Source organism: Leptospira noumeaensis (assembly GCF_004770765.1).
Lineage (GTDB): Bacteria > Spirochaetota > Leptospiria > Leptospirales > Leptospiraceae > Leptospira_A > Leptospira_A noumeaensis.
The window spans coordinates 198,889-221,481 of record NZ_RQFK01000007.1; the positions used below are offsets into that span (position 1 = coordinate 198,889).

Below are 22,593 nucleotides of genomic sequence, written 5' to 3' on the forward strand. Positions count from 1 at the left end.
ATGATGAAACGGAATTTCGGAAACCTGTCTATTCTTTTTGGATACCTTGTGGTTTCTCTCCTGGTGACCTCCGTTTTATTCAGTTATTTTGAATGGATTCGCCCCTTTCGCCAGAAATCCAATTTGATTTCCGCTTTGGAACGGTTTGACGAAGACAAAACAAAAGAACACTTAAACACCCTTGAGTTCTTTTTTCGTGAATCGGCTCTACCGTATCGTGCGGCTCTTGTCACAAGTCGGATCAAAGAAACCCTTGGATTCAGTTATGTACGTTTGTATGATGATTCTTTACGACTCATTCATAGTACAAATGAAACAAATGAAATTTTTCAAGAAGAACTCAGACAAGATCCATCTGGATTGTTAGAAGGGAAACTGAAAAAACTATCTAACGGTGATTTTGTTTACAGAAACCTTTCTGGAAAATTTTTTGTGGTGTTTCCCAAAGGTCCAAGTTTACCAAGACAAATTCAAAATGCAAATTTGGAATACGGATATCTTTACTGGGCCTTTGATCCTAAATCAGAAAAAGTTTTGTACACCAATGATGAATCCATCCTTACTGGTGATTTAGAAAGTAACCAACTACTCAGGCTTTTTTCAGGCAAAGAAGGACAAACCATCACTTGGAAGTTAGATGGGGAAGATTCCAAACTGATTTTAGAAACTACAGAAAATTTTTCTGTTTATTTACTCAGACAATCTGATACGGAAACTGAGGAAATTCGGTTTGGTTGTTTTATCCTGTTTCTCGTTACCTTTACCGGTTTATTTTATATTCGTTTTGTTTGGATAGTCATTCAGAATCCAGGGTTTCAATTCAAACGCAGAATTCTTATACCAGTCATCGTTTATTTAATCCTACTTTTGTTTTATCAAAAAAGTTGGGAATTATTTCCAGACTATCGTTATTATAAACCTTGGGCCAAACACAGGTTAGTTCAATTTGAAGAAACACTTTCCATTTTAGAAAAAAATCTACAAAGGGACGGACTTAAGGAAGGTGGAGGCCTTGGCGAATCAGAAAGAATCGTTTCTGAACTTTATTTTTGGAAAAAAGGAAAAACTGATTCGAGAGCGATTCAAAACAGATTTAGTACAGAGATATTTGGATTATTGGAAAGGGTAGAAAATCATCCAGTTTCCATTTTACTCGAATCAGAGTTTGATTTAGTGTATATCATTCCGAAAATAAACGAAGATGATAAATCTATCTCCATCCTCATTGCCGTTCTTGATTCCAATCTTTTGTTGGCTAAAAAAGAAAAAGATCGCGATGAGTTTTATTTTCCAATGGTATCTGCAAAGTTATCAGATAACAAAAGTAAGGAGCAAGTTACATTTAACCCCCGCGTTTGGAAGGGAAATGATAAACTTAAAACTGCCCACTTAGAATCCAACAAACAATCGGTTGGATTTTTGCATCATAAATTCCATTCTTATTATGTATCGAAAGAAAAAGGGAAACCTGGATTGTTATCAGGGTTATCCATCTATCGTTATTCCTCATTCCCACCTTATTTATTCAGTTTTGGATATTTATTCATAGGGCCCTGGATCTTTTTTATTTTGTGGGCTTCTATCAAAAGACGTTTGCTGGAAAAACATCCAGAGATGTTAGGGGAATCCCTTCCTGTGAGTGATGGATCACCAGTAGAAACACTAGAGATAAAAAAATTGGTCTCTACTAAAGAAGGAATTGAAACAAAAAGGGAACCCGTTATAAACATTCCTAACCCTGTGAAAAAAACGAGTTTTAAGATTTTACCACCAGCAACTTGGAGACGTGTTGCTATTTTAGATGCCGTACAAAAAAAACGGGAAACTATTTTTAATCCTGAGTTAGAAAAACTGGTTCACTCTGTTACTAAAAAATCACAACCGGAAGTGAAAGAAGAAGTTGTTGAAAATTTTCTCACACAGATCCCAGAAGAAAAACGTGTTGAGTATGGTTTACTTGATAAAATTTACAGAGAAAACGAAATTTCTTATGACGGGATTGTCGGTTATACTAAAAACTTTATTTCGAGACTTGGTTCTCCCAGGTTTTCTTATCTTTTTTTAAACGATTCCCTTGGTTCTTTTCATAACCAAATTTCCTCAGGCCTAGACTATAACACTCGTTCTAATTTGATTTTTTTACACCATGATCCATATTTACCATTTGATGAAAATGGATTTGCCTTACTCGATGTGGATGATACAGTAAGGCTTGATCGATTTATTGCTAAAAAGTTTTCTTGGGAAATCCTTTTACAAACAGAGACTATCATTGCTTTTCATATGGAGTCCCTTGGTTTTCCTGGGATTTTCCTCGTGCTTCTAAACAAAGAAGAAAGGACAAAGTTTTTGGATTCTCATAAACGAATGATCCAAGAGAAACTACGCCAAGTCATTCCTGCTCTCCATGTCCTTGTGGAAAAAGAAGAAAGAAAACCTGAGTTTTTAAAAGATAGTTTGTCTTGGATGATTCGTTCTTTTATGCAAGCAACCTTTGGTGGGAAAAGATCCACTTCTGTTTTACGCATTCAATGGCCGGATTTTCATCCTTCTCCGGAGTGGGAAGGTTCCAAAAGGCATTTTGTGGATTCCATCCAAGGTTATTTAGAAAGCAAAGATCGATTGATAGAAACCTCACCCAATTCTATGTTGATTGTAACGGCAAAAGATTTGTATCTTTCTGTGATTCAAAAATTACAGGAGTTACCTTTCCGCCATGAAATCAAATCGATGAAATTTCCGGAAGATGGTCAGAACTTCTATTTATACTTTTAAATTTGTTTTTATCTTGTTTTTCACCACCCAAACTATTTGGGCAGGTGGTAGCAAAAAAAAAGAAGAAACCACTGCCCTCAGAAAACAAATTTACAACTTACACAAAGTAGATGAAGAAACTGGTTCTATTCCCTATCTGGAAAGGTATTTGGAATTAAGCCAAAACGAGTTGTATTTCAAATTGCTCTATGCAAAAGCACTTCTTTATCGAACGGATTTATCTGTTCCCAAACCTAGTGAACCGGCAGAAGATCGGATTAACAAAACAAAACTCATTCAAAAAAACTACAACTTATCTTCCAAACTGTTTCAAGAGAATGTTTTGCATTTGGAAAAGGTTAGGCCAAGAGATCCAAACCTCGGTCGGTGGTATTATCTTTGGGCATTCAGTGAATGGTTCTCGGATAACAAAGAAAAGTCGATCAAACTCTTCCAAAAGGCAGTGAAGTTGGACTATCGTTTGACCGAATCTTATTATAATATTGCATCCCTTTATGAATCCCTTGGGCAATGGCAAGATGCCAATTTGTATTGGCGTAAATTTGAAAAAGCCGAAAAGGAATTAGAAGAAGAAGATTAATGGCAAAAATTGATAAACGGTTTCAAATTTTACTTTCTGAAGAAGAACAAATTTTACTAAAAAATGAAGCGTCCAGGCGAGGGGTCTCCGGGGGAGAACTCATTCGGATGGCTTTAAAAAATGAAATCATCCAAAAATCAGAACTTGTGAGAAGAAAAGCTCTGATCACTTTAACGGAGATATTGGATTGAAAGTATATCTCACTTCTTCTCTATTATTTTCTTTGGTTCGTTCCGATCGTAAATCAAAAATCCAAAAACTATTATTGGAAGCCTTAGATTCTCATGAAAGATTTTTTACATCTTCCATTTCTGTTTATATACTTTTTCAAATGTTAGAAAACCTTTCTGTTGAAAAGAAAAAACAGATTTTAAGTTTATTAGAAGACCTAACCGATTCCATTTTTGATTTAGATACAGAAAGCATTCGAACACAGATTTTGATGGCAGATACTTGTGATATTGAAATGGCCATTGCTCTGAAACAAGGAATGGATTCGATGATTGTAGATACAGAAAGGGAGATTTCCTCCCTTCCCTTACTTTTGGTTCGAAACTTCTTTGGGGAAACTAAATGAAATGGGAGGAGAAAGTGGACTTTTTTGGTCTTTCGAATCCCATTCATTTAAATAGCGATTGTAAGCTGATATTCTAAAATAATAAGTAAGTCCCGGTTGGAAGAGGAGTCCTCTCTTTTCTTTTCTCGAAATATCTACTTGGTCGGCGATGGGACGGTATTCGGGGGATTCCAATTCTCCTTCTGGAATGTATATATTATTCACTAAGGTTTCTTCATTCACACAAAATCGTTTGTTTCTAAAACTACTATCTTCTTCGTTCCCATCTAACTTAGATAAGGCACCATTTTTATCCTTTTTCACAAAAACAGAACCTAACATACGTGTGGGAGTGAGTCCATAATGGATGATATAACCACCTCCATTTTGAACTTCTTTTTCATGGTTTGAATTCCATAAAAAACAGACAGATTTTCCTTCCGTTGGATTTGTATCCAAACGAAACCTAGTGGGAACATCTGGAGGAGTTTGTTCAGTATAATCAAAAGATAGAGACTGTACAGTCGGAACCGATTTTCCCATTGGGTCTGGTCTAAACCATAATTTCCATTGGTAGTATTTGAATTTGTTTTTGGGAAGGTCTTTCTCTAACGATTTAATTCTAGTCCAAGGCAGATTTAAATTGGATTCAACAAACTTCTCGTTGGTTCCTCGAAAATAAAGTTCGAGCATTGTATCTCGAGGTTGTTCTGTTTTCCATTGGATGCGGGTCAAACTAGAATTGCTATATTTTGTTTCTAAAACTGGGGATAGGGCAGTGTTTCCTTCCATATATCCAATTTTGGTTTCATCATCATAACGAACGGATTCAAACTTAGTGTATTCTACTTCTGGTTCCCCTTTATGGATATGAAACCCATCTAAATTTCCGTAAAAGGATTTTCCAAGTACAAGAGGTGTGGAATCATTTTCTGGAAATCCAAATCCTAAGGTATCTGCTTGGTTATTTTCATACTCAGCAGTTTCGATTCCATTTTGGTACATGATATACTTATGGTTTAAGGTATCAAAATATAGGGAGATGACTTCCCAAGTTTTTCTCTTGAGTTTGACTGGTGATTCTAAAATAAAACTAGCAGTTCGACCATCTGATTTTTGGAGTAGGTTGTTTACTTGTAATGTTGGTTTACTTTCGTTTAACTCGAGTGAGATGCCATATTTTTTTCCCTTCACATAAACAGTCCGGTCCAAAATGACAGAACCTGCACCTTGTTCTCCTAAACGAACGGGGATGGAAATGGTAAAGGGATCTGGATGGGTTCCAAAAAGAGAATTCCCAGAAACAGAAAGATGGATTTGGTTTCTACGCCCAGAAAAATATGCCGACCGTTTCCCAAAAAAATAAGTTTGGTCATCGGTTAAATAAGATGAGGAAACAACTGTGATCGATTTGGATTTAAAAGGAAATCCGGCTTCTGTGATTTGTGGTTCACTCACTTCTCCTTCAAAGTCGAAGAAGAGTTCGCCGTGTTTGGGTGTATTTTCTTTAGGTTTTAGAAAGTTCTTTTTGCCAGGTTCCGAATTTTGAACCACGCCTATTTTTTTCCATAGGCTAAGGTTTAGGATTTCTTGTTTTGGGACTTCCCATCCAAATAAGGGTAGGCCCCAAACAAGGAAAAAGGTTACGACTGTTCTTCGATGAGTCCCAATCGTTTTTGGTGCCGTCCACCTTCGAATTCTGTTTCTATCCATTTTTTTACGATTCTCTGTGCTAAATCTGTTCCGAGAACCCTTCCCCCTAAAACGAGTACATTGGCATTGTTATGGCGTTTGGACATTTCCGCCGTAAACTCATCATGGCAAAGGGCCGCGCGAATGCCTTTGAAACGGTTGGCGACAATGGAGGCTCCAATGCCTGTCCCGCAAAGGGCGATGAGTCTTGGAACTTCACCGGAAAGAACCTTTCGGCAGGCATCTCCAATGATGGTGGGGTAGTCGACGGACTCTTCGCTCTTAGTACCGTAATCGACAATTTCGTAAGTTTCCTCGAGACTTTTCCTGAGGAATTCTTTGAGTGCGAACCCTCCATGGTCAGATGCGATTCCAATTTTTTCTTTCATTCTGCTTTCTCCTTTCTTTGTTTTAGGGCATCGGTGTATGATTTCAATGATTCCAAAGAGAGAGAGAGTAAAAACTTGTCTCGTTCTCTCAGTAAACTTCCATAATACCCTGTGAATAAATCCAAATAACGTGAATGTTTTTCCTTTGGATTTTTTTCGTTCAGGTATTCGATGGAAAGATTTGTAATTTCGTTTTTGATTTCCGTATGAGACTCAAACCATTGTTTGGCGGAATTAACTTCCCCAGGTGTGAGTGGAAAAGGTCTAGAATCGGAAAGAAGGATTCTCCATTCGTATGTAAAAAAACTTTCTTCTTTTTCTTTTCCTGAAAGAAGAGAAGGTGCAAAATATTCACCAAAGTTCCCTGGTTTTGTATTTTCTAAAGGTAAGTCTTTAATTTTTTCAAAAAAACAATTTAGGGAAGAAAGCCTAAGTTCTGCTGATTCTTTTGCAAACTCGCCCATTTTAATTCGATCCAAATTGAGGATATTGGGACTGATGGCACCGGGAGGGATTTCTTTTTTGAGAGGAAGATAACAATCCTTAGCTTCCTTCCAACCCAGACTCCCTTCGGGAATCCAAAGGGAATGTGCAGAAAGGGAATGAATAGTTAAAAGAAAAAAAACAAGGTAGGATTGTTTATATTTACCCATGTGTTCTTTCAAATTCTTTGATAAAGGATATGAGAGAATCCACACCTTCTTCCGGCATCGCATTGTAGATACTGGCTCGAAAACCACCTACGTCGCGGTATCCTTTGAGTCCAGCAAACCCTTGTTCTTCGGCAAGAGAAAGAAATTTTGAATCCAAACTTTCGTTATGACTTCTAAACACTACGTTCATTGCGGAACGAAAATCTTCTGGAACCGGTGCATAAAAAAGGTTGGATGCATCGATTGTATCATACAATTTTTTTGCTTTTCTTTCGTTTGCGGCTTCCATCACAGCGAGGCCACCATTCCGTTTTAAGTATTTAAAAACAAGACCAGCAATGTAAATGGAATAGGTGGGTGGAGTGTTGTACAAAGACCCATTTTTTTCCATCAGAGAAAAGTTCATGAGGTTGGGAATGGGATGTTCTAATGTAGGTAATTTTTCTTTGTCGTAAATGACAAGGGTGAGTCCAGAAGGCCCAATGTTTTTTTGTGCTCCCGCGAAGATCACAGAAAAATCTTCTATGGGGAGTTTTCGACTCAGGAGTTCACTTGTCATATCCGCAAAAAGAGGAGCCTTTTTTAATTTTGGAAATGTTTTGTAACGAGTCCCATAAATGGTATTGTTAGAAGTGATATAAACATATTTGGCTCCCTCATTCACGATCTCGTCGGTGATGGTGGGAAGTTCCATATATTTGGAATCGGCTCCGTTAAAAATAGATTTTACATTGGGATAAAACTTCTTTGCTTCTTCGAATGCTTTTTTTGCCCAAACACCTGTAAGTGCATAATCAGCTGAGTCTCCAGCTTTTAAATAGTTAAAAGGAATGGCTGAAAACTGTAAGGTTGCCCCACCTGGAAAATAAACTATCGCATAACGGGAAGGTAGGTCGAGTAATTCCCTTAAGTCACTGAGAGATTCGTCCAAAATGTTTTGAAAAACATTTCCTCTGTGACTCATTTCCATTACAGACATTCCGGTTCCTTTGTAATTTAGGAACTGGTTTTGCGCTTCCTCCATGACTTCTGTGGGCAACATGGCAGGGCCAGCATTAAAATTGAAGACTCTGTGCGTAAATGTAGGCATTCTCCCACAGAATTTTGAAGATCCACCCCCCGGTAAATAGATTTTTATTCTAAAACTTGCTTTGCAGAATCACAAAGGTTGTTAATCTTGTGGGCATCTTTACCCCAATTTTCGTGAGGAAACAATGAGAATTTCTCGTTCCATCATCATTTGCCTAACTTTCGTCAGTCTTTCGCTGACAGCCCAATCCAAAGCCCCACTCGGCGAGTCCGAAATCAAGGGTTCCAAAAAAATCGAATTCATCAACCGTTCCTTACGTAAGGCATCTGATGACATTATTCAAGAAAATACCGAAATTGGTCGTAAACTGGCAGAAACTTTGGCCAAAGAAAATACTGCAACAGTGGATGGAGTCAAAATCCAAAGAGTGGCACCTGGAGCCGACGGAAAACTGGGAGCAGACATCCTAACCCTTTCGGAATCGCAAAGTTTTGACCATGTCAATTCCATCGCGCGGATCATTGCAGCCTATGTAGAAAAATCTTTCCAATACAAAGCGGGAAACTCTGAGACTTTGGCGCAGTACGTCCTCTATTACAATGCAACACATAGAAAAGACTCCAAGTTTTTTACAAAAAAATATACAGAAGGAGTGATCGCCGCTACTTCTCCAGACAAATTAGGGATTGATACCGTTTATAAAAATTGGCCAGGCAAAACCCAAATCATCATTCCCATCGAAGGAAATATCTTAAAAGATAGTGGAAAGGATCTCACCACCGATGAGTTAGAAAAAGACGTCAACAAAACTGTGAAGGATAAAGAAAAAGATCCTGCCACCAAACAGAAGATGGAAGACGAAGCCAAAAAAATGGATAAGTTACAAACTGATAAACTGAAAGAAGAAAAAAAGGTTTTGCAAGATAAAAAACAAGAAGTAGCGAACGAACAAAAAGATCTCCAAGACAAAAAAGATGCATTGAAGAAAAAGGAACAAGAAACGGTTGCTAGTCTCAATGAGTTAAAAAAAGACCCGGTCAAAAACAAAGCAGAGATTGAAAAGAAAACCGAAGAAGTCAAAAAAATCGAACAAGAGAAAAAAGACACTGATAAAAAATCAGAAGCGGTAGAAGCAAAAAAAGAAGAACTCAGTAAAAAGGAAGAACAAATCGCTAAGAAAGAAGAGGCGCGCACCGGAACCACCACTTCTGGCGATACAGCCAAAAAAGACGATACCGTTCAAAAGGTGGAAGCGAAAGTAGAAGAGTTAAAAACAGAACTCGCACAAACCAAAGAAGAACTGAAGAAAAAAGAAGAACAAAGTGACAATGTTGTGAACAACAAAATTCTTTTTATGAAGTTTATCAAATACGATACAGATGGACATTATTCCAACGAACTTTGGGCGATTGATCCGGCAAAAGATGATGCTCTTTTCAAAAGTCCATACAACAATATTTGTTCTAAGGAATTCAAAGAAATTGCGAACCAAGGAGTTCTTGTTCTTGGTTATGACGGAGAAAAAGTAGAAAACCGCAAACACAAACTCGTGTTACTGGATCCAGACAAACTGGGTGTGAAAAAAACAAGCGAGTCTGCGGATATTTTCTGGAGAACTCCTATGATCAATCGGGAAGACAAAATCTACGTGATTGAAAAGGTAAAAGACAAATACCATGTTTCTCGTTTTAAATCCGATTTAACTTTTGAGAAAAGAACAGAAGAACCTGTGGAAGAAAACTCAGAACTCACATTTTTTGGGGATAAAGTTTATGTGACCGGTAAACCGAAAGAAGGTGATAAAACTACCATTAAAGTATTCAAAAAAGATGATTTAAGCCTACTCAAAACCATCGCTCCATAAGGAGCCTCGGTGGGCATTCATTTCTTTGGGAACAGAATCCAACCTTTGACTCATTGTCTCAGGTTGGATTTTTTTTTAATCCTTTAAGTATTCAATCCTTTCTCGGATGGATTCGTTCGAAGGGTTTTTCTTTGCCAAATCTTCTAAGAGTTTAATGGCTTGTGGTTTTTTCCCCATAATGTCCCAAAGGTCAGATAATTCCAGAGCAGGTCTAGGATCACTCGGAGATTTGGAAAGAAGGCTTAGATAAATTTCTTCCGCTTTTTCTAAATCACCAATCAGACGTAATGCGGCCGCTTTTCCGAGAAGGGCAAAGTAATCATCCCCACTCGCCAAGATTTTATTGAAACATTCAAGGGCTTTGTCGTAGTTCCCAAGACCGCGAAGGGAATCCGCATACCTGTTGATGATCAGTTTGTTATCAGGATCGGATTCGAGAATTTTTTCCCAATAAGTGATGGCTGTTTTAAAATCTTTTTTCCCACGATAGGATTCGGCAAGGCCGTAAAGAGCAAAAAAGTTTTTTAGATCCAGTTCTTTGGCTCTTTCGTAGTAGAGAACCGCTTTGTCAAAGTCTTTGATTTTACGGTAACTGTTTCCAATTTCTGTTAGGATTTTGATATTGTTTGGTTGGCTCGAAAGTAATTTTTCCCACCACTGGATGGCATCCACATACCTTTGGCAGGCAAAATACAAATGCCCAAGACCCACAATGACGTACTGGTCACTTGGATTGATTTGGAGTGCTTCCATATAATAAACTTCTGATTCTTTAAAATTCTTTAGTTTTCTATGGGCATCGGCTACACGAGAAAGGATACTTGCATCTGTGATTGTTATGTGGTGAAATTCTTCTGCTACTTCGATGATTCGTTTGAGGCTATTCAAATCTCTGTAAGCATTCATTAGGCCCATAAGTGAAAACTTATTCGTTGTATCTCCGGCCAAACATTTGCGATAGTATTGGATGGCTTGTTCAGGTTGTTTGGTTTTTGCGTAATAATCACCAAGTCCTACAAGTCCGTATGTATTGGAAGGGTCTTCATCAAGTAATATGTCTAATCGTTCTTTGGCTTCTTTAAATCGGCCCTGATCAAGAAAACGATACGCCTCTTTGGCAAGAGCTTTTATTTTTGTGAATTTTTCATCTTCTTGTGGTTTTTCAATCTCAGCATTTTCCATATTCTAGGGTCCAATTTTCAGCATTCCTTTTTAGACAGTAAAAATCGACTCAAAAACGTGAGAACATTGACATCAGGCTCTTTTTTGCAGAAATGACATTAGGGGGGAACGTATGTCATCTACAACCGAAGCAATTACTGGCGGTCGGCTTATGGTCGAATTATTGGAAGAAGCGGGTGTGGAGATCGTCTTCGGATACCCTGGTGGTGCCATCCTCCCATTCTACGACGAACTCTATCATAGTAAAAAAATTAAACATATCCTCGTTCGCCACGAACAAGGCGCCGTTCATATGGCGGAAGGTTATGCTCGTTCTACAGGCAAGTTAGGTGTTTGTATCGCAACCTCAGGACCTGGTGCTACCAATTTAATCACTGGTCTTACCGATGCCAAACTTGATTCCATCCCCATCCTTGCGATCACCGGTCAAGTTTCTACGGATGCCATAGGAACCGATGCTTTTCAAGAAGCCGATATTTTTGGAATCACAATCCCTATCACCAAATACAATGCACTCATCAAAAAAGCAGATGATCTTTCTCGTCATTTTGAAGAAGCCATTAAAATTGCGATGGGTGGAAGACCAGGACCTGTGCTTTTGGATTTTCCAAAAGATGTCCAATTAGAAAAAACAACTGTTAGAAAAGCATCAGCACTGAAAATTGCTCCTCACCATTATGAAAGACCAAAAGTAAAAGGGGATGCACAAGCATTTGCGGAAGTTTTGAACGGGGCCAAACGCCCGTTACTTTATGTAGGTGGTGGTGCTATCAATTCTTTTGCCTCTGCAGAAATTAAGGCACTTGCTGAAAAAGCAAATGCACCAGTGACCACAACTCTTATGGGACTTGGTGCTTTTCCTGGAACTCATCCATTGTCAGTGGGAATGCTTGGAATGCACGGAACCGCTTATGCCAACAAAGCTGTGTTAGAGTGTGATTATATCCTAAATTTAGGTGCTAGGTTTGATGACCGAGTTGCCAAATACCAAGATTTTGCACCCAATGCCATCCGCGCCCATGTAGACATTGATGCCGCTGAGTTTAACAAACGAATCAATGTAGATCATATTCTTCATGGGGATCTAAAAGATGCCATCCGTGAAATCCTTCCTTTTGTGAAAGGGGGAGACCGAACTTCTTGGATTGAAAACATCCAGTCTTTAAAGAAAAACCATCCACTCGATTTTGATAACAGTGGAGACAGTATCAAACCACAAGACTTCTTACAAAGAGTGTATACCAAAACGAAGGGAGAAGCCATTGTTTCTACTGACGTGGGCCAACACCAAATGTGGGCGGCCCAGTACTATCTTTTTGATAAACCAAATACTTGGTTAACTTCAGGGGGCCTTGGCACTATGGGGTATGGACTCCCGGCAGCCATTGGTGCGAAGTTTGGAAATCCGGATAAAATGGTCATTTGTGTGACTGGCGACGGATCCTTCCAAATGTGCATCCAGGAACTAGCAACCATCGCACAATCAAAGTTAGGTGTGAAGATTTTACTTTTTAATAATAACTTTCTTGGAATGGTTCGCCAATGGCAGGAACTGTTTTATGAAGAAAGGTTTAGTGAGTCCCAGTGGACTTACAATCCTAACTTTGTGAAACTAGCAGATGCTTATGGAATTCCAGCCATGCGAATCGAACACAAATCAGAAATTGATAAGGGTGTGGATTTTTTCCTAAAAGACAATGGATCAGCTCTCATTGAAGTGATGATCCCTGCGGAAGAAAAAGTTTTCCCGATGATACCTGCAGGAAAATCACAACAAGACCTAATCGAATTCAAAGACTTGGGGAAATTAAAAAAATGAAACACACTCTAAGTATTTTAGTAAATAACCACCCAGGTGTGATGAGCCATGTTTCTGGACTTTTCACCCGTCGCGGATACAATATTGATTCGATTGCTGTTGGTGTGACTGACAATGCTGATGTGTCTTCGATGACAATCGTTCTGAATGGGGATGATTTTATTGTAGGCCAGGTGAAAAACCAACTCCTGAAATTACCGGACGTATTAAAAGTCCAAGATATGGCTTATGCAAGTTCTGTACAAAGGGAACTTGTTTTGGTTTCCTTTTCGATTACTGAATCTAATCGAAGTGAAGCTCTGACCATTTGTAATGGATTTGATGTTAAAATTTTAGAAATGACAGAAGATTCCCTCCTCATTGAATTCTCTGGAAATTCAAGACAAGTTTCCAATGTCATTTCTGTAATCAAACCATTTGGGATTCGTGAAATTTCTCGCACAGGTCAGATTGCCATTGCTTATAGGAATCAAAACTCCGTTTAATCCACTTGACAGAGCCTAAATTTGAGGAGACTGTAGTCCCCGTTTCACTGAAAAGTTACGGAAAAACACTACTATGGTTCGGATATTTTTATTCCTTATTTTATCTCTTCTAACGACTGTTATCTATTCTGATTCGGAACGTACCGCTGTTCCTCTCAAAAGAGGGCAGGGTTCCGATGTTTTGTATTTTGATTTTGGGGAAACCGCTCCCACTTCCTATCTTTCTGTCGAACGTCTTCAAGAACCCAAACTAGAAGATCTAAAGTTAGGATTTTTAGAACCTGCCCCTGGATACTACAATGGTCCGGATGGGGGAGAGGTCTACCAATGGGCGAAAAACCATTACCAATGGAAACGTGCCGATGGAAGTGTTTATATCGAATGGGCCAATGGAACATTTAAATTAGATTTTCCCTCTGGTGTTGGATTTATTTCTTCCCCAGGATCTTGTAACGGATGTTCACCGACACTTGTATGGAATTATCCCGACCTAACAAAAATCACAAAGTATTGGATGGTTCATAGAAAAGAATATGACTTCATCTATCAAAAACCATTAAATTTTGAAAACTATCTTCTTGTTGATGAAACAAAATATGGGAAACCCAAATTAGAATTCGGAAACTATATACTTTATGGATCGGAAAAATGGTCTGAGTATGTACGCGCGTTTGGTGGCAATTTCAAAATGAAACCTTTTCTACAATACGCGAAATCCGAATTTTCTTTAGAAAATCGAGGGAAAGTTCCTGTTTTGTTATTTGATGAGTATGAGGATATCAAAAAATACATTGGGGCTGATATTCCTGGTGGATCGGAAGAAGGTGGGTTTGGTGGAAGAGATTCTATCACTATGTGTTGTGGGGAAAAAATGCCACAAACCACAGGAAATCCAGAGTTTGATTCCGATGCACTTAGGCGTTTTCACTTCGGAGTGTTTTACCATGAAGCCATTCATAATTTAGAACAAATCTCTTGCTTAAAAATCCAAACAGAAACAGGAAAATTTCCACAAACTGATATTTTAGATCCTTGGTTTGAGGAAGGTCTTGCTAATTATTTGGAAGCAAAATTTTACGAAAGAAAACAATTCCATATCTATAATGATGCAGAGAAGTTGATTCGAGAAAATAAAGTTCCGAAAACCTTCAAAGCATTGTTAGATGCGAAATATAGAGATTTACTTCCTTATTCCATTGGACCACTCCTTATCAAACACATCCATGAAACTTATGGAAAAGAGGCCATTCTATCTTACCAAAAAGAAACCTGTGTGGGCACAGCACCGGCCCTGGCCTTACAAAACGCCACTGGTGTTTCTCCCGACCAAATTTTAAAGGATAGTTTGTCTCGTTTTGAAAAAGAAAAAGATAATATTTTGAAAGATGGCAAAAAACTCCAGTTAGCTGGGTATACTGTCATGAATTCTAAATTTCCACTGGAATTAAAAATGTTTTTAGATAAAGGTTTTTCCCTCCCTGAATCGGCTTTGGAAATTAAATCGTATGCGGAGTTACCGAACTTACAAAAAATCTTTCCAGCAAACGTGGAATCTTATTCCGGAAAATTAGAAGGAGACTTTCTCGGACCAAATTCCAGCTATTTTTATCTTTGGAAAAAAGGGAACTACCGCTGGTATGGAGATTCATGGGAAGCCAATGTATTTCCAGGAAACCAAATTCTATTTCGGGGATCCGGTTTTACTCTCATTGAATGGGAAGATGGGAAAAAACAATACATATCACCGAAGGGAGATTCGGTGATATTTTTTAATTTGGAATCAAAATCTTATTTGGACACAAATGGAAAACAGGTCACTCCTTAGTGACCTTCTAACCAACGTTCTGCTTCAAGTGCCGACATACAACCACTACCTGCGGCAGTAATTGCTTGGCGGTACACTTTGTCCTGAACATCACCTGCCGCGAACACACCTTCCACATTGGTTTGTGTAGTTCCTGGTTTTGTGATGATATAACCTGTTTCATCTAAATCCAATTGGCCTTTAAATACTTCTGTATTGGGAACATGTCCAATCGCATAAAAAAGTCCACCCACCTCTAAATCTTTTTTTGATTTGTCTTTTGTGTTTTCGAGGACAATGGATGTAAGTCCGCCCGCTCCACCTTTGGCTTCCACAACGGTTTGGTTCCAAAGGATTTCAATTTTCGGATGTTCCATGGCACGTTTTTGCATGATTTGGGAAGCACGGAGTTGGTCACGTCGCACGACTAAGTACACTTTGGACGCAAACTTTGTGAGATGGTTTGCTTCTTCTACGGCCGAGTCACCCCCTCCCACAACAGCAAGTGCTTTGTTTCGGTAAATAGGGAGGGCGCCGTCACAAACGGCACAAGCGGAGATCCCGCGTTGCCAGAAAGTTTCTTCTCCCGGGACGTGCATTCGTTTGGCAGTGGCACCTGTGGCAATGATCACGGATTCCGCTTTGATTTCTTCGTCGTCAGACCAAATGGTAAAAGGGCGTTTGGAAAAATCCACTTTGGTGATGGTTTGGGTGTGGATGGTGGTTCCGTATTTTACAGATTGTTCTCGAAAGAGTTGGGTGAGTTTGGTTCCGTCGATTCCTTCTGGGAAACCAGGAAAGTTTTCCACTTCCGTCGTGGTTGTGAGTTGCCCACCGGCGGCCACACCACCTGCCATAAATCCTTCATACATCACCGGGTTTAGATTGGCTCTGGCTGCGTAGATGGCCGCTGTATGTCCTGCTGGACCTGATCCGATGATGACAACTTTATGGTTCATAATTTCTCCTATTCTGTATCTTGTTCTTTATTGTTTAGACGGGATTTCCCGGTTTCCTGTCTATTTTGTTTCGCAAGCTCGAACCCAAGGTGCGTAGTATGGGTCCCCGGAAAGCGGGCTTTTTTCTAAGGTCAGTAGGTAGTCCTTCTGTTTGAATCCTCTGGTAAGGCAAAGGTAGGTGGTTTCGAAAAACTCCAAAGTTTCTTTTTTCCCTTGGAACCGGATTTCTTCTAAAATTTCCAGCGCTTCTTTTTCGTATCCTGTGGTAAGATAGAGTCGGAAGAGTTCACGTTGTACTTCCGTGTCGTCCTTCTTCTGTTTATGATACTTTTCCAAATAAAAAATGGCTGTGGCAATGGATTGGTTGCTTTCTGCAAGCAGGAGTCCCATCCTTTTAAGCACAGGATCGTAGTCGGGATTTTCACGGAGTGAAAGTTCGTAGTAGTAGAGGGCCTTGGTTTTTTCTCCTACCATTTCCCATTTTTTTCCCTCTTCAAAAAGGGATCTTTCCTTTCGGCCGCAATTAACGACTAACACTGCGGCAAACGTGAGTAAAAAAATAAGGGAGTTTCTATGAACCACATCTCCTTTTTTCCTGACATAGCCATTTGTGGCAAAAAAAATAATAAGTCTCTTTAAGCTTTTTGTCCGACTCTTTAAGTAACATAAGAGAGTAAAGATGGGTTCCAAATTGCCAGTTTCTCAAAATCAGCTTTTACAAACATTCCAAGAGTACCTGTCCGTAGAAAAAGGACTGAGCGATAATTCGATATATTCCTACGGATACGATCTTAACAAGTTCGCGATCTTCTTGGAAAAGGAACATATCAACTTTTTAGAAGTAAAAGCAAACGACATTATGCGTTTTCTAGAAGAAGAAAGAGAACGTAAAATCTCCGCAAAAACACTGGCTCGCGAAGTGGTCGCCATCAGGCAGTTTTATAAGTATCTTCGCGATGAAAAAAGGTTAGATTCCAACCCAACCGAAAAAATTGAAACTCCTGAAGTTGCAAGAACCATTCCTGATTATTTAACGCAAAGCGAAATTGATGAACTCTTTCGTAATATCAAAGAGGACAATTTGTACGAACTTCGTGATAAATGTATCTTTGAACTTCTTTACTCTTCTGGCCTTCGTATTTCTGAAGCATGTAACCTAAAGATGACCGATATCGACATGGAAAACATGACGATCACTGTAGAAGGAAAAGGAGGACGCCAACGTCTAGTTCCTTTTGGTGAGAAGTCTTTGGAGATTTTGAAAAAATATCTTGTGGAAAGCCGCACAGAAATTTTGAAAAAAAGAACTTGTGAATTTGTTTTTGTATCAAAAAAAGGATCGTATATCAATCGTAAGTCGGTATGGCGCCTTTTAAACCACTACATCAAACGTACAAAAATTAAGAAAAAAGTAACACCACACACTCTTCGCCACTCATTTGCTACTCACCTACTTGAGAACCATGCAGACCTCAAATCGGTACAGGAACTTTTGGGTCATATCGATATTTCGACGACTCAAATTTACACTCATATGGCAAATAAAACTCTGAAGGAAGTTCATAAGAAATTCCATCCTAGAGGATAATGTCGAACCAAAATAAACCCACGGACTACAGTAAAGTAGTCCGTATCCAAATTCCATCCAACCCCCGTTTTGTTTCTCACACTCGTAACTACTTTTTTAATCTTTGTTTAGAACACGGATTTTCCCTTTTTGATTCCATGGATTTAAAACTGGTGATCGGGGAAGCCATTGTGAATATCATTCGCCATGCTTATTCAGGCCAACCAAACAAACCCATTTTTATTGAAATGCAATTTGATAAGGACAGAGTCGAAATCAAACTTAGGGACTATGGGAAAAAAGTCGAACCAAAAGACCTTCGCAGTTTTGATCTGAGCGATTACCGCGAACATGGGATTGGACTTTTTATGATTAAAGAACTCACCGATTATTATTTTCTCGACCAATCATTTGAAGTGGGGAACCAAATGGTTCTCATCAAAAGAAAGTAACCTCCATTTTTCTCGACAACACTCACCATTTTGGAATTTTATCCTTATGGAAACAATTCATGCAACGACCATCCTTTCGGTTCGTAAAAACGGTAAAATTGCTGTAGGCGGTGACGGTCAGGTGTCCATGGGGAATACCGTGATGAAACATACCGCCAGAAAAGTCAGAAGACTTTACAACGGTAAGGTGATCGCTGGGTTTGCAGGAAGTGCTGCCGATGCATTCACACTCTTTGAACTTTTTGAAAAAAAATTAATCGAACATGGTGGATCTGTGTCTCGTGCAGCAGTGGAACTAGCTCGTGAATGGAGGATGGACCGGATGTTACGAAGGCTTGAAGCCCTCCTGATTGTTTGTGATGCCAATGAATCTTTTTTAATTTCAGGAACGGGGGACGTCATCTCGCCGGATGATGGAGTGCTTGCCATTGGTTCTGGTGGGAATTTTGCACTTTCTGCAGCTCGTGCCCTTGTCCAAAACACAGATATGGACCCGAAAGATATTATAACAAAAGCAATGCAAATCACAGCAGATATCTGCATATACACTAACCATAATTTGGTGATTGAGGAATTATAAAATGACATATCCAACCATTCTTGCTGAAGTTATCGGTTCAGGAAATCAACCAGAGGAGTTAACACCTCGTCAAATTGTAGAAAAATTGGATGAACATATCATTGGTCAAACCAAAGCCAAACGAGCTGTTGCTGTAGCCCTTCGCAATCGTTCCAGACGTCGTAAACTCGACGAGTCACTCCGAGAAGAAATTTATCCAAAAAATATCATTATGATTGGGCCAACAGGTGTAGGGAAAACCGAAATTGCACGTCGTCTTTCTAAGTTATGTGGCGCTCCTTTTTTAAAAGTAGAAGCAACTAAATATACTGAAGTGGGTTATGTAGGCCGAGACGTAGAATCCATGATTCGTGATTTGGCCATGGGTGCCTTAAATTTGGTGAAAGCCGAATTTCGTGACCATGTGAAAGACAAAGCCATTGAAAAAGCCGAAGAAATTGTCCTCGATGCGATTTTACCTCCCATCTTCCATAAAAAAGAAGCAGATCTAAATCCAGAAGAAAAAGAACGATTCGTTAGTTATCAAGAATCCAGAGAAAAGTTTAGAGAAAAACTTCGGAAAGGACTTCTTAACGAACAAGAAATTGAAATTGATATTCCAAAACCTTCGGCACCAACGGGAATGCCCATGTTGCAAGTGTTTGGTGCAGGGAATATGGAAGATATGGACAACCAATTACAAAGTTTACTGGGTGATTTGATGCCAAAAAAATCCGGGAAACGAAAGGTAAAAGTTTCGGATGCAAGGAAACTTCTCACTGAATCGGAAGCAGAAAAACTCATCGATGCAGACAAAATCCAATCGGAAGCCGTCAGGCGTGTCGAAGAGATGGGAATTATCTTTTTAGATGAAATTGATAAAATTGCCGGTCGTGAAGGAAGGCAAGGGGCAGATGTGTCTCGCGAAGGAGTCCAAAGGGACTTACTTCCGATTGTGGAAGGATCCACAGTAAATACAAAGATTGGGCCCATCAAAACAGATCATATCCTTTTTATTGCTGCTGGTGCCTTTCATATGACAAAACCATCGGATCTCATCCCGGAACTCCAAGGACGTTTTCCCATTCGTGTGGAGTTGGAAACACTCACAGAATCTGATTTTGTAAAAATCCTTACCACTCCCAAGTCTTCTCTCACCAAACAATATGAAGCCCTTCTTGCCACAGAAGGAGTAAAGATCGAATACACAAAAGATGGAATTAGTGAGATTGCAAAACTAGCCTTCCAAATGAATGAAAAAAATGAAAACATTGGGGCAAGAAGACTGAATACCATTATGGAAAAACTTTTGGAAGACACTAGTTTTGATGCACCTGACCTTCCAGAGGATCAAAAACAAGTGGTCATTAACGAAGGTTATGTGTCATCTAAACTCAAAGGAATCATTGAAGATAAGGACTTGAGCCGGTTCATTCTGTAATCGAGTATGGAAACAGGTAGAAGAAAATTTTACCTGTTTCGTTTAATCCATTCCTAAAGAATTAGTTCCACTCTTTCAAAACCGCGAAGGGAATTTCCCACAAGGATCTCGTCTGCATCTATCAAATCCGATTGAAAAAGTTCAGTTTCTTTGACCCATCCCTTTCGGAGAAGTGCTTCTCGGAACACACCGGGTAGGCCTCCGGTTTCCAGAGTTGGAGTAAACCAAAACTTTCCTTTTTTCAAAAATAGATTTCGAATGTTGGTTTCTAAGATCCGCCCATCTCGATCAAACAAAACACAATCATCAATGGATTTGGCTTTACATTCTTCTAACATTTTTAAATAAAAAGATCTGTTTGTTGTTTTGTGGTATAAAAACAAGTCATTGGAATCCACGGGCCAACTAGCAATTCCTAGCCGGATTCTTTGACGAATTTTTGGTTTTGTGAAAGGGAAACTTTCCAATCGGAATTCGCCCCTTTCATTCAGTAAAAAACGGATACGAAAAACATCTTCATTTAAAGAAGGGTTGTGATCCAAATTTAAACTTGCTTCCGCTTTCTCTTTGGAGAAAGGGAAACCCATACGAATTGCCGTTTCTTCCATTCGTTCCAAATGCAGATCTTTTAAAAAATACTTCCCATGACCGAATCGCATTGTTTCTAAAATTTCGAATGGAGGTAGGTTGGGGTTGGAGATGAATTTTAATTTGGCCAGGCATTCTTCATATTCTGCTTCCGCATCAGAGAGGACAGTGATTCCACTTCCGACTCCGTAATTTCCTATCCAAATATTTTTTTCGTTTCTAAAATCGATTGTTCTAATGGTAACGCTGGATCTTATCCATGGAAGACCATCTAACATCTCTGATACGAATAGAGCACCCGTATAAAGTCCTCTATTATACCCTTCAAATTCACGTAAAAGTTCAAAAGACCTACGTTTGGGAGCTCCAATCACAGATCCAGAAGGAAATAAGGCTTTGAGGATGGGGAACCATTGGAAGGGATCTTTTAGTTTGGCTTCGACTTTGGAAACCATTTGCCAAACCGTTTCCAAACCTTTGATTAAAAAAAGATCTGTGACCTGGACTGTTCCTTGTTTGGCGATCCTTCCCAAATCGTTTCGATAAAGATCCGTAATCATTACATTTTCAGCTCTTTCTTTGGCTGAAGATAGTAGTGTGTTTTTATTTTCTTCGTCTTGTTTGGATGTGGTTCCGCGAAGGATCGTTCCCTTCATTGGTTCTGTTTGGATATTTTCTCCCTTTACTTCAAAAAATAATTCAGGGGAAAAAGATAAAATCCTTTTGTCTTTAAAAGGGTAAAAGGCAGAGTATTTCGTTTTTTGTTTTGATTTTAATGATTGGTAATAGGAAAACAAATCACCTTCAACTGATAGGGATATGGGAAAACATAAATTCAATTCATAACTTTCACCCAAGAGTAAAGCATCTTTTGTTTTTTCCCATTTTGCTTTGTAAGTATCTTTTGTCCAAAGGATATCAATGTTTTGTTTGGCGGATTGATCTCTTTGTGTATGATTTGGGTTTGGGTATTGAATTCTTTTTTTTTGTTTATAGATAGTGTAGTGGAGTAGGGGAGTTCCTTCTTCGAGCCCAGAAGAATCCAAATCCAATCCTTCGATAAAAAAATATCCCAATTCAAAAAACAAGGCTCCGCAAGGGAAGTATCCTTCTTTTCTAAACTCATCTAACTTGGATAAGTTGTTTGTAATGGATTCTGATAGGTTTTCTTTTTTTGAATAGAAGATTTGAACTTCTTCGTGTAGTTCAAAATACCAATCACAAATTGTATAACCTGGTATGGAAAGAGAATCTTCGAAGAGAAATCCACCGGTATTTCGGTATTCTTCCTCGAAAGATTCCCATGTTACTAGATTTGTCTGTATCAAAACTCCATCTTTTGGAGGGCTTCTAGAGGATAGTTGAGGTAAACCGTTGTGGTTTTTTTACTGGTTTGGATATCAAAACATTCGAGTGGATCAAGCCCTAAGTTATAAAAACCTTCGTCAATCATTGCAATCCCAAACCCAGCGCTTTCTTTTTCATCCAAAAAGTCCGGACGAAAAAACTCAGCAGAATTTCCTTGTTTGGCAAGTTCGGCATGTCGTTCTCTACTTTTGCGAATCCGGCTTAAATCCATGCCCATGATCGGGGAATCATTTCTAATCCTGATATAAACAGAGGCCGGTCTAATTTCAATTTTCATAGAAATTTTGAGATTATACTTTTTAACTTTTTCTCTAACGATGGTTAAAAAATCTTTTTCATCGATTGTGAGATTGTGTTTTTTCGATTTTTTTTTGTCAGACAAAGTTAGAATTTTTTGAACCACTTTTTTGATTTTGTCAGGAACGATATATCGTTGCATGGCATCACGAAGTGGTTCTGTTTCTAAAATAATGTCGAGTAACTCTTCTGCTTCTTCTTCTGGAGTTTGTCCCTGCGCTGTGAGTTTATTCAAAAGTTCATCCTGAAAGATCACAAAACGCGTGTTTGCTTTTACTGCATTTAAGAGGGCTTCCATAAGACCGCTAAACAAATGAAATGAAGTCAGCGGGTTTGCCCCCACTCGGTTTAAGATTCCTTGAACCACTTCATTGACGATGTCCCTTGTTGACTTGGTGAGTCCTCGGAGTTCAAAATGGAAATAATCCTTTTGAATCAGCAGATCCAAGTTTTCGATGATTTCGGTGCCTTTGTATTTGATTTTCTCGTTTGCCATTGAGGTTCGCTAAACTTTTATGTTAAAAAAACGGGAA

The 22,593-nt window shown here is 39.0% G+C and carries 21 protein-coding genes; 12 read left to right on the forward strand and 9 right to left on the reverse strand.

Features of this window, described 5'->3' with window-relative positions; genetic code table 11:
- Genes EHQ24_RS01000 through EHQ24_RS01015 form a run of 4 tightly spaced genes read left to right on the forward strand, consistent with a single transcriptional unit; the run spans window position 1 to window position 3,932 of the window.
- Window positions 1–2,775, forward strand: a complete 2,775-nt coding sequence (locus EHQ24_RS01000; RefSeq protein ID WP_135599848.1) for a hypothetical protein — start codon at window positions 1–3, stop codon at window positions 2,773–2,775.
- Window positions 2,747–3,355 (forward strand): tetratricopeptide repeat protein, encoded by a 609-nt coding sequence (locus tag EHQ24_RS01005; RefSeq protein WP_135599849.1) that lies wholly within the window; start codon window positions 2,747–2,749, stop codon window positions 3,353–3,355. Before EHQ24_RS01000 ends, EHQ24_RS01005 begins: the two co-directional genes overlap by 29 nt.
- A complete protein-coding gene (locus EHQ24_RS01010) occupies window positions 3,355–3,546 on the forward strand; it encodes a CopG family transcriptional regulator (protein WP_135599850.1) in 192 nt (63 codons plus the stop codon). Before EHQ24_RS01005 ends, EHQ24_RS01010 begins: the two co-directional genes overlap by 1 nt.
- A complete protein-coding gene (locus tag EHQ24_RS01015; protein WP_135599851.1) occupies window positions 3,543–3,932 on the forward strand; it encodes a hypothetical protein in 390 nt (129 codons plus the stop codon). Before EHQ24_RS01010 ends, EHQ24_RS01015 begins: the two co-directional genes overlap by 4 nt.
- Here the strand turns inward: EHQ24_RS01015 and EHQ24_RS01020 are convergent.
- The 4 genes from EHQ24_RS01020 to serC all read right to left on the reverse strand — a co-directional run bounded on the left by EHQ24_RS01020 (window position 3,894) and on the right by serC (window position 7,735).
- Complete coding sequence (locus EHQ24_RS01020; RefSeq protein WP_135599852.1) at window positions 3,894–5,465, reverse strand: concanavalin A-like lectin/glucanase; 1,572 nt, start codon at window positions 5,463–5,465, stop codon at window positions 3,894–3,896. The genes EHQ24_RS01015 and EHQ24_RS01020 overlap by 39 nt on opposite strands.
- An 89-nt stretch (window positions 5,466–5,554) precedes the next feature.
- Entirely contained in the window at window positions 5,555–5,992 is a 438-nt protein-coding gene (gene rpiB, locus EHQ24_RS01025) for a ribose 5-phosphate isomerase B (RefSeq protein WP_100744597.1), read from the reverse strand.
- Window positions 5,989–6,645 carry a hypothetical protein gene (locus EHQ24_RS01030; RefSeq protein ID WP_135599853.1) on the reverse strand — a complete coding sequence of 219 codons (657 nt, stop codon included), beginning with the start codon at window positions 6,643–6,645 and terminating at the stop codon, window positions 5,989–5,991. The genes rpiB and EHQ24_RS01030 overlap by 4 nt, the downstream gene beginning before the upstream one ends.
- Complete coding sequence (gene serC / locus EHQ24_RS01035; RefSeq protein WP_135599854.1) at window positions 6,638–7,735, reverse strand: 3-phosphoserine/phosphohydroxythreonine transaminase; 1,098 nt, start codon at window positions 7,733–7,735, stop codon at window positions 6,638–6,640. Before serC ends, EHQ24_RS01030 begins: the two co-directional genes overlap by 8 nt.
- 124 nt (window positions 7,736–7,859) lie before the next feature.
- Between serC and EHQ24_RS01040 the strand changes: the two genes are divergently transcribed.
- The gene (locus EHQ24_RS01040; RefSeq protein ID WP_135599855.1) at window positions 7,860–9,539 is read left to right on the forward strand and encodes a P83/100 family protein; all 1,680 of its coding nucleotides are present in this window, start codon (window positions 7,860–7,862) and stop codon (window positions 9,537–9,539) included.
- Between the two features lie 75 nt (window positions 9,540–9,614).
- On the opposite strand, the gene EHQ24_RS01045 is transcribed toward EHQ24_RS01040, so the two are convergent.
- Window positions 9,615–10,721, reverse strand: a complete 1,107-nt coding sequence (locus EHQ24_RS01045) for a tetratricopeptide repeat protein (RefSeq protein ID WP_135599856.1) — start codon at window positions 10,719–10,721, stop codon at window positions 9,615–9,617.
- A gap of 112 nt (window positions 10,722–10,833) precedes the next feature.
- Here EHQ24_RS01045 and ilvB point away from each other — a divergent pair, with 112 nt between their 5' ends.
- The 3 genes from ilvB to EHQ24_RS01060 all read left to right on the forward strand — a co-directional run bounded on the left by ilvB (window position 10,834) and on the right by EHQ24_RS01060 (window position 14,850).
- Entirely contained in the window at window positions 10,834–12,540 is a 1,707-nt protein-coding gene (gene ilvB, locus EHQ24_RS01050) for a biosynthetic-type acetolactate synthase large subunit (protein ID WP_135599857.1), read from the forward strand.
- Window positions 12,537–13,025 (forward strand): acetolactate synthase small subunit, encoded by a 489-nt coding sequence (ilvN, locus tag EHQ24_RS01055; protein WP_135599858.1) that lies wholly within the window; start codon window positions 12,537–12,539, stop codon window positions 13,023–13,025. Before ilvB ends, ilvN begins: the two co-directional genes overlap by 4 nt.
- Window positions 13,026–13,098: 73 nt before the next feature.
- Window positions 13,099–14,850 carry a peptidase MA family protein gene (locus EHQ24_RS01060; RefSeq protein WP_135599859.1) on the forward strand — a complete coding sequence of 584 codons (1,752 nt, stop codon included), beginning with the start codon at window positions 13,099–13,101 and terminating at the stop codon, window positions 14,848–14,850.
- Here the strand turns inward: EHQ24_RS01060 and trxB are convergent.
- On the reverse strand, window positions 14,847–15,788 hold the full coding sequence (trxB, locus tag EHQ24_RS01065; RefSeq protein ID WP_135599860.1) for a thioredoxin-disulfide reductase: 942 nt from the start codon (window positions 15,786–15,788) through the stop codon (window positions 14,847–14,849). The genes EHQ24_RS01060 and trxB overlap by 4 nt on opposite strands.
- Before the next feature lie 60 nt (window positions 15,789–15,848).
- A complete protein-coding gene (locus EHQ24_RS01070; protein WP_135599861.1) occupies window positions 15,849–16,370 on the reverse strand; it encodes a tetratricopeptide repeat protein in 522 nt (173 codons plus the stop codon).
- A gap of 97 nt (window positions 16,371–16,467) precedes the next feature.
- Here EHQ24_RS01070 and xerD point away from each other — a divergent pair, with 97 nt between their 5' ends.
- From xerD to hslU, 4 genes are read left to right on the forward strand one after another with little or no spacing between them, the layout of a single operon-like run.
- On the forward strand, window positions 16,468–17,376 hold the full coding sequence (gene xerD / locus EHQ24_RS01075) for a site-specific tyrosine recombinase XerD (protein ID WP_135599862.1): 909 nt from the start codon (window positions 16,468–16,470) through the stop codon (window positions 17,374–17,376).
- Window positions 17,376–17,807: an ATP-binding protein gene (locus EHQ24_RS01080; protein WP_135599863.1), complete on the forward strand. Its 432-nt coding sequence runs from the start codon at window positions 17,376–17,378 to the stop codon at window positions 17,805–17,807. The genes xerD and EHQ24_RS01080 overlap by 1 nt, the downstream gene beginning before the upstream one ends.
- A gap of 46 nt (window positions 17,808–17,853) precedes the next feature.
- Window positions 17,854–18,387 carry an ATP-dependent protease subunit HslV gene (hslV, locus tag EHQ24_RS01085; protein WP_135599864.1) on the forward strand — a complete coding sequence of 178 codons (534 nt, stop codon included), beginning with the start codon at window positions 17,854–17,856 and terminating at the stop codon, window positions 18,385–18,387.
- 1 nt (window position 18,388) lies between these two features.
- Window positions 18,389–19,807: an ATP-dependent protease ATPase subunit HslU gene (gene hslU / locus EHQ24_RS01090; protein ID WP_135599865.1), complete on the forward strand. Its 1,419-nt coding sequence runs from the start codon at window positions 18,389–18,391 to the stop codon at window positions 19,805–19,807.
- Window positions 19,808–19,860: 53 nt separating this feature from the next.
- Here the strand turns inward: hslU and EHQ24_RS01095 are convergent, their stop codons facing one another.
- Both EHQ24_RS01095 and EHQ24_RS01100 read right to left on the reverse strand, forming a co-directional pair.
- Window positions 19,861–21,723 carry a bifunctional chorismate-binding protein/class IV aminotransferase gene (locus EHQ24_RS01095; RefSeq protein WP_135599866.1) on the reverse strand — a complete coding sequence of 621 codons (1,863 nt, stop codon included), beginning with the start codon at window positions 21,721–21,723 and terminating at the stop codon, window positions 19,861–19,863.
- Window positions 21,720–22,556, reverse strand: a complete 837-nt coding sequence (locus EHQ24_RS01100; protein ID WP_135599867.1) for a hypothetical protein — start codon at window positions 22,554–22,556, stop codon at window positions 21,720–21,722. Before EHQ24_RS01100 ends, EHQ24_RS01095 begins: the two co-directional genes overlap by 4 nt.
- Window positions 22,557–22,593: the final 37 nt, after the last annotated feature.